At 54.3% G+C, this 14,969-nt stretch carries 14 protein-coding genes; 13 read left to right on the top strand and 1 reads right to left on the bottom strand.

Translation table 11 applies throughout. From position 1 onward, the window contains the following. Window positions 1-12: 12 nt before the first annotated feature. The 8 genes from AC5L4R_RS07685 to pseG all read left to right on the top strand — a co-directional run bounded on the left by AC5L4R_RS07685 (window position 13) and on the right by pseG (window position 9,490). Window positions 13-561 (top strand): pilin, encoded by a 549-nt coding sequence (locus AC5L4R_RS07685; RefSeq protein ID WP_494473345.1) that lies wholly within the window; start codon window positions 13-15, stop codon window positions 559-561. Between the two features lie 73 nt (window positions 562-634). Further along, window positions 635-1,354: a hypothetical protein gene (locus AC5L4R_RS07680; RefSeq protein ID WP_494473344.1), complete on the top strand. Its 720-nt coding sequence runs from the start codon at window positions 635-637 to the stop codon at window positions 1,352-1,354. 134 nt (window positions 1,355-1,488) lie between these two features. Beyond that, window positions 1,489-3,351 carry an O-antigen ligase family protein gene (locus AC5L4R_RS07675; RefSeq protein WP_494473343.1) on the top strand — a complete coding sequence of 621 codons (1,863 nt, stop codon included), beginning with the start codon at window positions 1,489-1,491 and terminating at the stop codon, window positions 3,349-3,351. Between the two features lie 58 nt (window positions 3,352-3,409). Then, window positions 3,410-4,777, top strand: a complete 1,368-nt coding sequence (locus AC5L4R_RS07670; protein ID WP_494473342.1) for an exopolysaccharide biosynthesis polyprenyl glycosylphosphotransferase — start codon at window positions 3,410-3,412, stop codon at window positions 4,775-4,777. 37 nt (window positions 4,778-4,814) lie between these two features. Further along, complete coding sequence (pseB, locus tag AC5L4R_RS07665; protein WP_494473341.1) at window positions 4,815-5,819, top strand: UDP-N-acetylglucosamine 4,6-dehydratase (inverting); 1,005 nt, start codon at window positions 4,815-4,817, stop codon at window positions 5,817-5,819. A gap of 41 nt (window positions 5,820-5,860) precedes the next feature. After that, on the top strand, window positions 5,861-7,069 hold the full coding sequence (gene pseC, locus AC5L4R_RS07660) for a UDP-4-amino-4,6-dideoxy-N-acetyl-beta-L-altrosamine transaminase (protein ID WP_494473340.1): 1,209 nt from the start codon (window positions 5,861-5,863) through the stop codon (window positions 7,067-7,069). After that, window positions 7,066-7,761, top strand: coding sequence for a pseudaminic acid cytidylyltransferase (pseF, locus tag AC5L4R_RS07655; protein ID WP_494473339.1), 696 nt, complete (start codon window positions 7,066-7,068; stop codon window positions 7,759-7,761). The genes pseC and pseF overlap by 4 nt, the downstream gene beginning before the upstream one ends. Then, entirely contained in the window at window positions 7,745-9,490 is a 1,746-nt protein-coding gene (pseG, locus tag AC5L4R_RS07650) for a UDP-2,4-diacetamido-2,4,6-trideoxy-beta-L-altropyranose hydrolase (protein ID WP_494473338.1), read from the top strand. The genes pseF and pseG overlap by 17 nt, the downstream gene beginning before the upstream one ends. Before the next feature lie 2 nt (window positions 9,491-9,492). Here pseG and AC5L4R_RS07645 read toward each other — a convergent pair whose 3' ends face one another. Then, complete coding sequence (locus AC5L4R_RS07645; RefSeq protein ID WP_494473337.1) at window positions 9,493-9,762, bottom strand: hypothetical protein; 270 nt, start codon at window positions 9,760-9,762, stop codon at window positions 9,493-9,495. A gap of 88 nt (window positions 9,763-9,850) precedes the next feature. Between AC5L4R_RS07645 and pseI the strand changes: the two genes are divergently transcribed. The 5 genes from pseI to AC5L4R_RS07620 are packed head-to-tail and all read left to right on the top strand — an operon-like array spanning window position 9,851 to window position 14,963. Beyond that, window positions 9,851-10,927, top strand: coding sequence for a pseudaminic acid synthase (gene pseI, locus AC5L4R_RS07640; protein WP_494473336.1), 1,077 nt, complete (start codon window positions 9,851-9,853; stop codon window positions 10,925-10,927). Further along, window positions 10,893-12,236: an oligosaccharide flippase family protein gene (locus AC5L4R_RS07635; RefSeq protein ID WP_494473335.1), complete on the top strand. Its 1,344-nt coding sequence runs from the start codon at window positions 10,893-10,895 to the stop codon at window positions 12,234-12,236. The genes pseI and AC5L4R_RS07635 overlap by 35 nt, the downstream gene beginning before the upstream one ends. Before the next feature lie 3 nt (window positions 12,237-12,239). Beyond that, window positions 12,240-13,274, top strand: coding sequence for a glycosyltransferase family 52 (locus AC5L4R_RS07630; RefSeq protein ID WP_494473334.1), 1,035 nt, complete (start codon window positions 12,240-12,242; stop codon window positions 13,272-13,274). Continuing rightward, window positions 13,271-14,098, top strand: coding sequence for a beta-1,6-N-acetylglucosaminyltransferase (locus AC5L4R_RS07625; protein ID WP_494473333.1), 828 nt, complete (start codon window positions 13,271-13,273; stop codon window positions 14,096-14,098). Before AC5L4R_RS07630 ends, AC5L4R_RS07625 begins: the two co-directional genes overlap by 4 nt. Then, on the top strand, window positions 14,064-14,963 hold the full coding sequence (locus tag AC5L4R_RS07620) for a glycosyltransferase (protein ID WP_494473332.1): 900 nt from the start codon (window positions 14,064-14,066) through the stop codon (window positions 14,961-14,963). The genes AC5L4R_RS07625 and AC5L4R_RS07620 overlap by 35 nt, the downstream gene beginning before the upstream one ends. The last annotated feature ends 6 nt before the right edge of the window (window positions 14,964-14,969 follow it).

The following is a 14,969-nucleotide window of genomic DNA, read 5'->3' as shown; positions in this document are numbered from 1 at the left end:
CAAAAACTTAGCTTGGCAAAACAAATAGCAGCGATGATGGCAGGGCACAACATGACACCTAGGCTTACCGCTTTATCAAACGTAACGGGGCAACGAGGCTTTAGCTTGCTTGAGCTGATGGTCGTGGTTAGCATTATTGGCATATTGACTGCCATTGCTATACTGCAATACCAGATTTTTGTGGCGCGCGCACAGGCAGGCAGAATCATCGGTGAGCTGGGCGAGCTGCGCTTGTCGGTTGAGGATTGCCTCAATGAAGGGTTGAATACGATTGGTACAGGTGTGCAGCAGTGTGACCCACGCGCGGTAGCGTCCAATCTCATTGCAGGTGCATCGCAAGTCGGCGTGGTGCTGCCCAATAACACAGGCGTAGCGCAAATCACTAATCCGCTGACGCTAACCACGTCAATCACCGCAACGTTATCCAACCAAGTCAATCCTGCTTTGAAAGGTAAAAAAATTGTTTGGCAACGCACAGTGGTTGGTAGCTGGACATGCCAAAGTAACATTGCTAACCAATATCTGCCAGCAGCCTGTGAACATGCTGCTAGTCTTCAGTAAAGCCAGCATCTAATGGCTAAACGCTGTATGCTGTATAAAGTCGAACCATTGAATTAATATAAGGTAGGCGCATTTGAACATCAATAGCCCACTTCAGCAAAAAATTAAAGCAACTGGCATCCATGTTGGTTTTTCGGCAGTATTAATGCTGTTGAGCGCAGGCTTGGTGTTCGGGCTATGGTACAGTATGCCGTTTTATACGGTATACAACGTGCTGCCCGTATTCGGCTTATTACTGATTGTTGATTTAATCATCGGACCATTACTGACGTTTATTGTCTATCAACAAGGCAAAAAAACCTTAAAAATGGATTTGGCGGTGATCATCGTTTTGCAGTTGGCAGCGTGGTTATGGGGTATGCTGCACATCGCCGAGGCGCGTCCTGCGTGGTTGGTGATATATCATGACCAAGCCTATGCGGTATCGCCAGCCGACTACGCCAACCCACAAAAGCCCATTGAGCAATTTATGCCTAAACTGTGGCAACAAAACTGGGGGCAACCCAAATTGGTCATGGCAGCAAACGCGACAGATGCTATACAAGCAATTTATGATACAGCAAGTTATTTGCCATATGATGCGGCAACAGTACGACGTAATCAGCTGACATTGGCACAAATTAAAAAAGCTGATAATGCGCTTTATCAGCAGATTCAGCATGATTATCCCTCAGCGCAAGGCTATTTGCCTGTAATCACCGATGCCAGTTATGACTTGCCGTTGATTTTGCTGGATACCAACGCCCAACCCATTGCAACCGTGGTGGCAAAAAATAAGTTTTTTGTCAAATAAATGAGCACCTCAGCAAAACTTATCGGCGTGATATTTTCTTGCCTTTGTCAAAATGCTAAACTACCACGTTTGGCATTTTTTATTGCCCATCAAAAATCAACCCCGTTATTTGCCATCCACCACCGCGGATTGCCATGCTCCATACCGACACCTTACCACCGCCACCGCCCTTGGCACAATCCGCCACCCATCCGCCACAAGACAACAGCCGCTGGCTTGGGTGGTGCATGGGCATGGCGATTTTGGGCTATCTGTTACCATGGCATTCGCCCATTGGGCGCGATTTTTTGGTCAATAGCTGGTCATTTGCGTGGATTGTGGCAGGCGTGATGGCGTGGTTGTGGGTGTATCCTGCGCGCCACGTCGGCTTGTCGGTGGTCACTTGGCTGGGGTTAGCAGGTTGGCTTGGTGTGCAGCCGCTGCTGGTTGATATCCGCTACCCACATGCGTTGATTTTTCCCATAGGGGGCTTGCTGGTGGTGGCGCTGCTGACATGGGTGGCCAGCAATGTGACGGATAAAGCGCGGCTGCTGACGCGCGTGTTTGGCGCGGCGTTTGTCATGGCGGTGCTGACATTTGCCATCCAAATCATGCAGATTTTGCAGTATCAAATCGCGTGGCAGGGCTGGATTATCGCGCGTAGCACGGCAAACCCGACGCGCTTTGATGGCAACTTTGGGCAAGCCAACCACACCGCGTATGCGTTTGTGCTGGCGTTGTGCGGTACGCTGTATTTGTTGCAGCAGGCATTTGGTGAGGGGCGGTGTTTTGGCAGGCGCGTGGCAACGTGGCGGTATCGGCAGGTGTATCGCGTGGCTTTGATGCTGGGTTTTGTCGCGTTTAGTATTGGCTTGGCATTGACCCAAAGCCGTGCAGGGCTTGGCATGGCGGTCATTGTGGCGGTGGTGTTTTTTGCCGTGCAGCCGTTGGCGTGGCGGCGTAAGGCGGCATTGATGGGTGGTACGCTGGCGGCGTTTTTACTGTATTATGTCACGGCAAGCTGGCTTAGTAGCCTTGGGCAAGCCAATGCGTTGGGCGCGGTCAGTCGGCTGGCAGGTGGGCAGGGTAATCGGGCAGCAATGCACGCGCGTGGGCTGCTGATGTTTGCTGAGCATCCACTCACGGGCGTGGGCTGGAATAACTACATGGGCGCAAGCATCGACTACGCCCAGCGGTTTGCATGGCCAGAGATTGCCGACCATACGCACAATTTTGTCAGTATGCTCTTGGCGGAGCTTGGCGTGATTGGGCTGGTGTGGTGCTTGCCGATTGCGTGGGTGCTGCTGCGCGCGCTGCACACGCGCCATAGCTGTGAGAGCGCGGCGGCGTTGGCGTTTGTGTGGGCAAGTTTGCTGTATGCCAGTGTGGAATATCCACTGTGGTATGTTCGCTATTTGGCGGTGTTCGCGCTGTTTGTCGCGCTGATTGATCAGCGTCTGTACGCGCTGCGGTTGCCTGCCAACACGGGCGGCATCGTGGGGGGGATCGGGCGGCGTGGGTTGGTGTGCGCGCTAGCGGTGGTGCTGGGTGGGCTGGGGTTTTATGTGCAGACGTTTTTGGCGCGCAATTATTTGGATTATAGCCAGTTTGTGCGCCACGACAATCACAAATTCACCGACCAAAGTGTGCCAGCGTATCGCCAGATTTGGGGCTTTGAGCCATATGAGGAGCGTATTTTTGCCATGCGCGTGCCTGTCAATGCGGTCAATATTGCGGACAAGACGCGGCTGTTTTATAACGTGATGGGGCTGGATTCGTCACAGTTTAATATGCTGGCGTATGCCCAGATGCTGGCGTACCAAGGCGACACCACCAACGCGCTGCGTTATGCGCAAGCGGCGTGTGTGATGGTGCGCGATATCAAAAACTGCGATAATATCGACATCGATTTGGGCAACTTGGCGCGGCAAAATCCTGCCGTGTTTGGTGCGCTGTATCAAGATTTTGTGGCATGGCGCAAGGCAAACCCTGCCAAAACAGGCTTAACGCCGCGTTGAGCGCGCGCGATGCGTGCAGAGGCCCAATTTGTTTGCTGCTATTTAGGTTAAAAACGCTATGTCTGATATGCCTGCCGATTCGCCCAAGTCTGTGCCGCCATCGTTTGAGGTGACGGGCGTGGGTCAGCGTGCGTGGCTGCCCACTCGGCTGTTGGGGCTGTGGCGTTGGGTGGGCGTGCGTTTGGTGGTGGGCTGGGCGGTCATTGCGCTGCTGCCTGCGTGGTGGCGGTGGCGTGGGCGGCTGCTGCGCTGGGATTTGCTCGATACCCAGCTTAATAGCTTGATGATTGTCAGCCTTGGGGTGCTGCTTGCCACGTTTGCGCTGCGGCGGTTGGCGCAATTTCCCGGACAGCGCGCGCTGACGCTGGTGCTGCCGACGCTGCTTGGGGTGGCGTTGCTGCTGGCAGGCGTGCTGCTGGTGCTGCGGTTGCCGTATTCATTGTATTATTTGGCGTTTGCCGGCGTGTTGGGGCTGGGGTTTTTTGTCGCCTCGGTGTGGCTAGAGCAGGCGTTGCGCACGCGCTACTTGGCGTATATTCCGCTGGGTGGGTGTCAAGATTTGTCACACGCACTGACAAACCATGTCACCCACGCGGCAACCATTCATTGGCTGCGTCTTGATGCGCCGCACCTCACGCCTGCTCAAGACCGCACGGTACAAGCCATCGTCGCCGATTTGTCCGCGCCTGAGCTTGATGAACCGTGGCAACGGTTTTTGACACAGCAGACATTGCACGGGCGTGCGGTGTATAATAACCGCCAAGTGTTTGAGTCCTTGACAGGTAGGCTACCGATTCGGCATTTGTATGAAAACGATTTGGGTTCGCTGCTGCCGTCACAGGGGTATTTGCGCATCAAGCAGGTGCTCGATAGCCTTGCGGTGTTGGTATCTGCGCCCTTTGTCGTGCCGATTTGTCTTTTGACCGCGTTGGCCATCCGTCTTGAGAGCCCAGGTCAGGTGATTTTTACCCAGCAGCGCGTGGGGCAAGGTGGGCGGCTGTTTACCATTTATAAGTTTCGCAGTATGCGCTTGGATGCTGAGCGTGACGGGGCAAGGCTTGCCAGCAAAAATGACGCGCGCGTCACCCGTGTGGGGCGGTTTATCCGTAAAACGCGCATTGATGAGCTGCCGCAGTTTATCAATGTGCTCAAAGGCGAGATGAGCCTGATAGGCCCGCGCCCTGAGCAGCAAAGTTTTGTCCGTGAATTTGAGCAGCGCATTCCGTTTTATAATTATCGCCATATCGTCAAACCAGGGATTTCGGGTTGGGCGCAGGTCACGCAAGGCTATGCCAGCAATGAGGACGAAACCGCGCTCAAGGTGCAGTATGATTTTTATTATATCAAGCACATTGGGCTGGCGCTGGATAGTTTGATTGTGATTAAGACGTTGCAAACCATGCTGACAGGCTTTGGCGCGCGCTAGTTTTTGTATAGTGAAAAAATTAAGAGTGGTGGTAACCATGAATCAGTTTGACAACGCAACGATTTTAGTCACGGGTGGTACAGGCTCGTTTGGGCATACGTTTGTGCCGATGACACTGGCGCGATATAATCCCAAAAAGCTGATTGTGTTTTCGCGCGATGAAATGAAGCAGTGGGAGATGGCAAAGCATTACCAAAACGACCCACGCGTGCGGTTCTTTATTGGCGATGTGCGTGACAAAGACCGCCTGTATCGTGCGCTTGATGGGGTGGATTATGTGGTGCATGCGGCGGCGACCAAAATCGTGCCAACGGCGGAATACAACCCATTTGAATGCGTCAAAACCAATATCATGGGCGCGATGAATTTGATTGATGCCTGTATTGATAAAGGCGTCAAAAAAGTCGTCGCGCTCTCAACCGACAAAGCCAGCAGTCCCGTTAATCTGTATGGCGCAACCAAACTTGCCTCAGACAAATTGTTTGTTGCGGGCAATGCGTATTCAGGCGAGCATGGCACGCGCTTTAGCGTGGTGCGTTATGGCAACGTCATGGGTTCGCGCGGTTCGGTGATTCCGTATTTTTTATCCATCAAAGACCGTGGTGTGCTGCCCATCACCGACGCGCGCATGACGCGGTTTATGATCTCTTTGGAGCAAGGCGTGGAGCTGGTTTGGCATGCGTTTGCCGATATGGTTGGCGGTGAGATTTATGTCAAAAAAATTCCATCGATGCTGATGACGGAGGTAGCAACCGCGATTGCCCCCGATGCGCGGCAAGAAATCGTTGGCATTCGTCCTGGTGAAAAACTCCACGAGCAAATGATTGGCAGTGAAGATGCGCTGCACACGTTTGAATATGCCGATTATTACAAAATTTTGCCTGCAATCAACGGCTGGGGTGACTCACCTGAGCGCATCAAAGACGGCAAGCGCGTGCCCGAGGGCTTTGTGTACGCCAGTGACACCAATCCAGAATGGATGGATGTTGCAACATTGCGCGCGTGGATTGACGCAAACGCTCACAGTATTGGGCAAATTTGATTTTTTTAGCCAAATAACCAACACAAAGACCAAAAATAACCATGCCAAACGCCAAACCTGATTTTATCCCCTATGGTCGCCAGCACATCACGCGCGCGGATATCGACGCGGTGGTGGCGGTGCTTACGTCGGATTTTTTGACCCAAGGCGCGCGCGTGCCTGCGTTTGAGCGCGCGTTGGCAAGCCGCGTTGGCGCAAGCTATGGGGTGGCGGTCAATAGCGCGACTTCTGCGCTGCATATTGCCTGTTTGGCATTGGGGCTGGGCGTGGGTGATTGGCTGTGGACCACGCCAAACACGTTTGTTGCTTCAGCAAATTGCGGTGTGTACTGTGGGGCGCAGGTGGATTTTGTCGATATTGACCCTGTCACGCGCAATTTGTCGGTCGATGCATTGGCAGCAAAGCTTACGCAAGCGGCTTTGGACAATCGCTTGCCCAAGGTGCTGGTGGTGGTGCATTTTGCGGGTGAGCCGTGTGACATGGCGGCTATCGGCAGTTTGGCAAAACAGTATGGTTTTGCCGTCATTGAGGATGCGTCGCACGCGGTCGGGGCGCAGTATCGCGGTGTGCCTGTTGGTAGCTGCCAATACAGTGATATCACGGTGTTTAGCTTTCATCCCGTCAAAATCATCACCACGGCTGAGGGCGGACTGGCCACCACCAACCGCGAGGATCTGGCGGCGCATATGCTGCGCTTGCGTAGCCACGGTATCACGCGTGACCCTGCCCACATGGTTGGTGAGACCGATGGCGCGTGGTATTACCAACAGCTTGATTTGGGCTACAATTACCGCATGACCGAGCTGCAAGCCGCGCTGGGGCTAAGCCAGCTTACCAAGTTGGATGCATTTATTGCCCGTCGGCATACGCTAGCGCAGCGTTATGATGACAAGCTGGCGGATTTGGTGGCGGCATTTGGCGTGCGCCTGCCGTATCGCAGCCCACAAAACGTCAGCGCATTGCATTTATATGCCATTGAGGTTGCGCCCAGTGTGCGCCGCGCGGTGTTTGATACGCTGCGCGCGCAGGCCATTGGTGTCAATGTGCATTATATCCCTGTGCATACCCAGCCGTACTACCGCGCGCTGGGTTTTGATGTCGGGGATTTTCGCCACGCTGAGGCGTATTACGCAGGCGCGATAAGCCTGCCGTTGTATTATGATTTGACCGATGCCGAGCAAGACCGCGTGATTACCACGCTAAAGCATGCCTTAGCCCATGCCAGCCAGTCCACGGTGAGCGCGTCATGAACGTCTGTATCATCCCTGCCCGTGGTGGTAGCAAACGTATTCCACACAAAAACAGCAAAGACTTTTGCGGTAAGCCGATGTTGGCATATGCCATCGCCACCGCACAGGCAAGCCAGCTGTTTGCCCAAATTTATGTATCCACCGATGATGACACCATTGCCGCCATCGCACAGGCGTATGGCGCGCAGATCATCGCGCGCCCTGCTGCATTGGCCGATGACCATGCCACCACGGTGGCGGTGATACGCCATGCCATCGATGCGTTAGCGTTGTCTCCCACAACCAACGTTTGTTGTCTTTACCCGTGCACGCCGCTGTTGCCTGCGTCAGTGCTTGTTGAGAGTTTGGCAAGCTGGCAACAGTCAGGCAGTTTGTATTGTATGCCTGTGTTGGCATTTACTACCAATATTTTACGCGCGTTAAAACTTAAACAAAACCACCAGCTTGCCAGTGTATTTAGCCAACACGAACAAACGCGTACGCAGGATTTGCCGCAGGCGTACCACGACGCGGGGCAATTTTATTGGGCTAAAGCGGCAACGTGGCAGGTTCAAGCATCCATCCACAACCATGCGTTGGGTGTGGTATTGCCCAAACACAGCGTGGTTGATATCGATGACGTGGCGGACTGGCAGTTTGCCGAAGCGGTGTACCGATTGCGCCATGGTGCTAATGATGCGCGTTTTAATTAGAGCTGATGCCAGCTTGGCGATAGGTAGTGGGCATGTCATGCGCTGTTTGACGCTTGCCCACGCGCTGCGTGCGTTAGGGTGTACGGTGGCGTTTGTTTGCCGCGCGCATGACGGGCATTTGTCGGCAATGCTGGCGCAGGCAGGGTATGAGGTTTTTGGGTTGGCAAAACCCAGCCCATCGGCGTGTGACCAAAACGCTGGCATGGCGTATGCCCACAGCGCGTGGCTTGGCGTGAGTGAAGCCAATGACTTTGCCGATTGTCAGCCGATTTTAGCCGACTATCAGCCCGATTGGCTTATCATCGACCATTACGCGTTGGCCAAACCGTGGCAGCAACGGGCCAGACACTTATTGCCAAACGTCAAAATCTTGGTGATTGATGATTTGGCCGATCGCGCGCATGACAGCGATATTTTGCTAGACACCACATTTGGGCGACACGCGGCGGATTATCGCGACTTAGTACCTCCGTATTGTCGGCTGTTGCTTGGCACGCGCTATGCTTTGCTGCGACCTGAATTTGCCGAATGGCGTGAGCGGAGTTTAAAAAAACGCCACAAACCAGCTGCCCAGCAGCGTATAAACCTTTTGCTTAATTTGGGCGGTGTGGATAGCGATAACGTGACGTTGGCGGTGTTGCACGCCCTGCAAACCTACCATGCCAAGCAGCAGCGCGATATCCGCGTGACGGTGGTGATGGGCAAAACCGCGCCACACACTGCCAGCGTGCAAGCCTTTGCTAAGACGGCAGCGTTTGATTGTCAGGTTGTCATCCATGCCACCAACATGGCGCAGCGGATGGCACAGGCGGATATCGCCATCGGCGCGGCAGGCAGCACGACGTGGGAGCGTTGCTGTTTGGGCTTGCCCAGCGTGCTGCTGGTGCTGGCGGACAATCAACGCCATATTGCCCACGCATTGCAGCAAGCGCGTGTGGTGGCGTTATGTGCGCGTGAGCGGTTGGCCGAGGATTTGCCCAATGCGCTGGCGCAAGTACTCACCAATTATGCCGCGTTTAGCCGCCGTGCCGCGGCATTGGTTGATGGGCGTGGGGCGGTGCGCGTGGTCAATGCCATCCGCCATGCTAAGCGTTTGCGCCATGCGCGTGTGCGACGGGCAACGGTTGATGACATGCGCCAAATTTGGCAATGGCGCAACCACATCGATGTGCGCCAATGGATGTTTGGCCAAGCTACCATCGCATGGGACAGCCATCAGCGTTGGTTTAGCCGCCAGCTTGCCGCGCCCAATGTGCGGTTGTGGGTGTTTGAAATTTGCCCGAATGCCGAGCAGCAGCCAGCCCAATACATGCCAGCAGGTTTTGTCAATGTCACTTGCCAAGCCGCGCCGTATCAAACGCTGACGACAGGGGCAAACCATGCCAAACACGCCACATGGGGGTTTTATCTTGCGCCCGACTGTCCGCGTGGGCAGGGCTTAGGGTTTGCGCTGGCGGTACTGGCATTGGCAGATGCATTGAATGCCGACAATCCGCCAGCGGTGATTGATGCGCAGGTGTTGGCGCACAATACCGCGTCCATCGCGTTGCACCGCAAATTGGGCTTTGTGCCAACTTACCAGCAAGCCGACACAATTTTGCCCAACTCGCTAAAACACCCAAACAGCCCGTTAAACAGCATCCCCAACACCAACCCAAACACTGGCCTAGGTAGCATCGCACCCACGGTGATGCAGTTTAAGTTGTACGCACAGGATTTTTTGTTTTAATTTTACGATGACCCGCCAGCCAATCTCATGCGCTCACCAATAGCAAATAGCAGGGCTAAAAACATGAGCGCAAAATAACGCCCAATGCTGTCTTCTACGGGACGGCTGTCATACAACCACCCAAACCACGCTGGCCTTAACAGGGAAATGAGTATGATAAGTAGCACAATACGCCCATACCAAGACATCAATAGCGGCATGATAAGAAAGATCGTGATGAATAGGATTTTGCCAAAATTTTGGCGGATATATTGGCGCAATTTATCAGCCATCGATGCACTCCCGTGACAGATTCACAAGCGTTGAGCAGTATTTTAGCCATGAACCACCCGTCCAACAACCTTGATTTTGATAAAGCCCATGCGTAAACCTTTTTTTATCAACGACCGCCTCATCGGCAGCGACCAACCGCCGTATCTCATCGCTGAGATGTCTGCCAACCACAATGGCAGCCTAGACAATGCCTATAAAATCATCGACATGGCAAAGGCATGTGGCGCAGATGCGGTCAAAATGCAAACTTATACGCCCGATACGATTACCTTAAACAGTGACGCGCCTGATTTTTATATCCATGGCGGATTGTGGCATGGGCGCACGCTGTATGACTTGTACCGCAAGGCGCACACGCCATGGGACTGGCACAAGCCATTGTTTGACTATGCGCGTCAAGTGGGTATCACGATTTTTAGCTCACCGTTTGATAGCACGGCGGTGGATTTGCTGGAGGATTTAAACGCGCCAGCGTACAAAATCGCCTCATTTGAGGCGGTGGATTTGCCATTGATCCGCTACGCTGCCAGCACGGGCAAACCGCTGATTGTCTCAACAGGCATGGCGGACAAAGACGAAATCAGCGAGGCCGTCGCGGCCGCGTATGACGGCGGTTGTCGGCAGCTTGCGCTATTGCATTGTGTCAGCGGCTACCCTGCGCCTGCTGCGGACTACAATTTACGCACCATCAAGGATATGCAAACCGCGTTTGGTGTGCCGATTGGTCTGTCTGACCACACACTGGACAACACCACAGCGATTGCCAGTATCGCATTGGGCGCGTGTATCATCGAAAAACACGTCACCCTTGACCGTCAGGGCGGTGGCGCGGATGACAGCTTTTCGCTAGAAGCCGATGAGTTGGCGGCATTGTGCCGCGACAGTCGCACGGCGTGGCAGGCGTTGGGGCAGGTGGATTATGGGCGCAAGTCCAGCGAGCAAGGCAACGTGCAGTTTCGCCGTTCGTTGTATTTTGTGCAAGCGATGGCGGCAGGCGAGGTCATCACACCGCAGCATATCCGCAGCGTGCGCCCAGGCTTTGGCATACCGCCCAAGTTTTATGATACCATCATCGGTAAACGGGTGACGGCAGATATTGTGGCCAATACCCCTGTGCAATGGGCGCTGCTTGCCACTGACCCAGCTGACCTATGCAAGCAATAATCTGCCGATGACAGGGGCAAACGTGGCGCAAATCTGGCGCAAGCGCATGACCCAAGGGGTGGTCAAAGACAGCGCGATTTATGTTGCAGGTGAGCTACTAAGCAAGGCTGTGCCGTTTGCGCTGTTGCCGTATCTGACGCGCCAGCTGGGGGCGGCAGGGTTTGGAGCGCTGGCGTTTTATACCGCCATCAGCGCGTTTTTGCTGATTTTTATTGGCTTGTCACAAAACGCCGCCATCACGCGTTATTATTATGTGTATGGCAAGCACGGGCTGGGCAATGTGGTGCTGGCAGGCGCGCTGCTGAGCATCGGCATATGGGCGATGGTGGCGTGTGGGCTGGTGGTGGCAAGTTGGTTGCTGGGCGATAAGCTACCGCTTAATGTGCAGTTGTTGGGCTATAGCACGTTGTTGGCGCTTGGGCAAAGTGTGGTACAAAGCCAGCTTGCCGTGCGCCAATGCCAAAAACGCGCGTGGGATTATTTGGCGTTGCAGCTGTTGTTGGCGGTGAGTCATGTAGGCTTGACGGTGATGTTTTTGTCTGCCATCAGCACTGACAGCACGGCTGGCGCGACCCATAAAGTCGCAGCGCGGCTGTTGGCGATTGTCTTGGCACAAGCCATGACAGCTTGGCTTGCGTGGCTGCTCATGCGCACGCGGCTGGGCATACAGCTTAGCTGGCACAAGCGGCGGCTGTGGCTAGCTGTGCGCTACATTGTTGCCCTTGGGCTGCCGCTGGTGTTGCACGCGCTCAGCTACACGGTCAAGGGGCAGCTTGATCGCGTGTGGGTGTATCAGCGGTTTAGCGCGGCGGAGCTTGGCGTGTATGCCGCAGGCGTGCAGCTTGCCAGTGCGGTCAGTGTGGTCATCATGGCGGTCAATAGCGCAGCCGTGCCGTATTTGTATGAGGCATTTAAAGCGCGGCGTATGCCTATCGCGCGGTTGCATCGCTGGGGGCTGGTTAGCCTGCTGCTTGCGCCTTTGGCGGCAGCGGTGGTGTGGTTGCTGCCAAGCGCGTTGTTTGGTTGGGTGCTTGGCGCGGCATTTGCCGATAGTCAGTATTATGTGGCGTGTTTTGCGGCGGCGTTTATGCTGTTGGTGCCGTATTTGCTGTGGGTCAATGTGCTGTTTTATCATGGCAAAAACCGCCAAATTGCCGCCGCGTCCGTGCTCTCGACACTGGTGTATGTCGCGGTGTTGGCGTACACCAGCACGCTTGCGCTCAAATATGTGCCGCTTGCCACCCTTGCCAGCAACGCCGTGCTATTGCCGCTGCTGTATCATTTGACCAAACGGGTTGAGCCTTTATAAATTATGTCATCATCTACCACCCAACGCCATGTGTTTGTCTGCACCACACCGCTACAAGTGCTGATTGCTGAGCGCATTATCGCGGATGTTGTCGTACGCCCTGCCGATATCATCGGCTTGTACTTGCCGTATGATGACAATGCCAAACATCGGCATTATTTTGCCAAGTTGCAAGCTTTATGCGACCATGCGGCGTTTGTTGTGCTCAAGAATCAACGTTGGCGGCAGCGGTTTGCCACGTTAAATCAGCTAAAACGCACCTTGCAGCGGCTGAATTTGTGGCAGCAGCGCGCCGAGGGCGTGTACCTTGCCAGCATTGATGTGCTATTTGTGCAGTTTATCGTTGCCAAAATCAAGTTTAAACAGCTCTACACATTCGATGATGGCACGGCAAATATTTTTCCCAACTCTAGCTATCATCGGCCATTGCCCAAGTCGCCTGCCATGCAAGCGTTTAAAAAGCTGCTGGGTATTCGCCATGCCGATGTTGGCGCGGTGTTGTCTGCGTCGCAAGCGCATTACACGATTTTTCCCCATGAAACAAACGTCATTGCCCACACCATCCCGATTGCGCTCTACCCAGATAGGTCAGTCACGCTTGCCAAGATAGCCACTGTCACCCCTCCACAGCAAACGGTCAAGCGGCTGTTACTTGGGCAAGGGTTGGATGCTTTTATTGGCGCGGCCGCCTACCGTGAGCTGGTGCAAGCCGTGGTGACGCGCTTTGGCATTGATGGCTTTGTGCCGCATCCGCGTGAACGGCTGAATTTTAGCGCGCTGTTGCCTGTGGTGCAAAGCGAGCGTGTCATTGAGGAGGATATCATCGATGCACTGTGCCAACAGCCGACGCAACGCATTGAAATTTATACCTTTATGAGTACGGCGGTGTTTACGCTCAAAGATTTGCCGCGTACCCGTATCACATTGGTCTATAACCGCGCGTTGTGGCAACGCTTTGGCGAGGCGTACCAGTTTTTAGCCAGTCGTGGCTTTCATCTGGTGGATATCGACGCGCCTGATTGTGAGGGCAGCGCATGACCGCAAACCGCCACGCGATTTTGGTACAGGCGCACCAAGCGGTGGATTATTGGCAAGCGTTTGCCGCGCGTACGCCATCGGTCAATGTGTATGTGCATGTTGATGCCAAAACCGCTATCAACGCCAACACCGCGCCAAAAGACTTGCCCAATTTTTTTGTATTAACTGACCGTGTGGCGGTGTACTGGGGCGGTTTTAGTCAAATCCAAGCCACGTTAAATTTATTTGCCGCGGCATTGGCCGATGCTGACAACCAATTTTTGCATTTGGTCAGCGGCGAGGATGTTGTGCTACAGGATTTTGCTGCGATTGCGCGTGACTGGCAAGCGTGTGACTATGCCATGATGCTTGCCTGTCGCGTTGCGCCACAATACGGCTATCGTTTAATCAGCGACAGCCCACACGCTGATACGCCGTGGCAGCGTCAGCTGATGGGCAAGGTTTTGACCAAACTGCAGCAAGCACGGGCAATCATATCGCCCTACGCTGCGTCCGTGTATTTTGGCTCACAGTGGTTTTCTATCACCCGTGGCGACTGGCTGCAGATTTTGCCGTATATTGATGATTATCAAGCATTTTTTGCCAAAAAACTGGTGCCCGATGAGCATTTTTTGCAAACCTTGGTCAGTGAGCGATTGGCAGGGCAAATCACACTAAGCGGTGACAATAGACGCTATATTGTTTTTGATCAACATTTTAACCATGGCAATAGCCCACTGTATCTGAACCGCGCGGCATTGATGGCAGCACAAGCACAAGGGTTTTGGTTTGCGCGTAAGGTCAAGCCTGATGTGGCACGCGCGTGGCTGGCGCAAATGGGCTAACGGAGGGCAATGGGTGAAGTTTTCGGTGTTGTTGTCGCTGTACGCAGCTGAGCAGGCGGCGTATTTGGCGCAATGCTTGGCAAGCCTAGTCACGCAAACGCTTGCCGCCGATGAGGTCGTGTTGGTGCTTGACGGTGAGGTGGGCGCGGATTTGCACGCGGTCATTGCCGAATATCAGCCGCGTTTGCCATTGGTCATCGTGCCGTTGGCGTGTAATGTTGGCTTAGGGCGTGCGTTGCAGCACGGGCTTGCCGCTTGTACGCACGATTGGGTGCTGCGCATGGACACCGATGATGTGTGTGTGCCGACGCGCTTTGCCACGCAGGTGGCGTTTATCACCGCGCATCCTGAGGTGCATGTGGTCGGTGGGCAAGTGGTTGAGTTTTCGGGGTTTTATCCGCCCAACCATGACCAGACAACGACGCTAAAAGCCGTGCCACTGACGCACGATGACATCACGCGCTATGCCAAGTCGCGTAATCCCATCAACCACATGACGGTGGCACTGCACAAGCCGACAGTGCTGGCGGTTGGTGGTTATCGTCACGCGCCATTGTATGAGGATTATGACCTGTGGGTGCGGCTGCTGTTGGCAGGCGCGCGGTTTGCCAATTTGCCCGAGGTGTTGGTGTATGCGCGGGCAGGCGTGGCGATGTATCAGCGGCGCGGTGGCTGGCGGTATGCGCGGCTAGAATGGCATATGCAGCGCGCGTTTTATCGGCAAGGTTTTGTCAATGGCTGGCAAGTTGCCAAAAATCTTGCCGTGCGTGTGCCTGTGCGCCTGTTGCCGAATGCGGCAAGAGCGTGGGTGTATGGTCACATGCTGCGCCAAAATACGCCGTCATCTTCGCCCACCGATGGCTAAATAGGC

The organism is Faucicola sp. SE7633 (assembly GCF_059264685.1).
The sequence above is the reverse complement of the archived record's forward strand: the minus strand, read 5'-3'. Positions and strand labels throughout refer to the sequence as shown.

What these genes read in the sequence shown, in the direction of transcription:
- AC5L4R_RS07675 (WP_494473343.1), top strand. Translation starts at nt 1,489, where the DNA reads ATGCTCCATACCGACACCTTACCACCGCCACCGCCCTTGGCACAATCC.
- AC5L4R_RS07670 (WP_494473342.1), top strand. Translation starts at nt 3,410, where the DNA reads ATGTCTGATATGCCTGCCGATTCGCCCAAGTCTGTGCCGCCATCGTTT.
- pseB (WP_494473341.1), top strand. Translation starts at nt 4,815, where the DNA reads ATGAATCAGTTTGACAACGCAACGATTTTAGTCACGGGTGGTACAGGC.
- pseC (WP_494473340.1), top strand. Translation starts at nt 5,861, where the DNA reads ATGCCAAACGCCAAACCTGATTTTATCCCCTATGGTCGCCAGCACATC.
- pseF (WP_494473339.1), top strand. Translation starts at nt 7,066, where the DNA reads ATGAACGTCTGTATCATCCCTGCCCGTGGTGGTAGCAAACGTATTCCA.
- pseG (WP_494473338.1), top strand. Translation starts at nt 7,745, where the DNA reads ATGCGCGTTTTAATTAGAGCTGATGCCAGCTTGGCGATAGGTAGTGGG.
- AC5L4R_RS07645 (WP_494473337.1), bottom strand. Translation starts at nt 9,762, where the DNA reads ATGGCTGATAAATTGCGCCAATATATCCGCCAAAATTTTGGCAAAATC.
- pseI (WP_494473336.1), top strand. Translation starts at nt 9,851, where the DNA reads ATGCGTAAACCTTTTTTTATCAACGACCGCCTCATCGGCAGCGACCAA.
- AC5L4R_RS07630 (WP_494473334.1), top strand. Translation starts at nt 12,240, where the DNA reads ATGTCATCATCTACCACCCAACGCCATGTGTTTGTCTGCACCACACCG.
- AC5L4R_RS07625 (WP_494473333.1), top strand. Translation starts at nt 13,271, where the DNA reads ATGACCGCAAACCGCCACGCGATTTTGGTACAGGCGCACCAAGCGGTG.
- AC5L4R_RS07620 (WP_494473332.1), top strand. Translation starts at nt 14,064, where the DNA reads ATGTGGCACGCGCGTGGCTGGCGCAAATGGGCTAACGGAGGGCAATGG.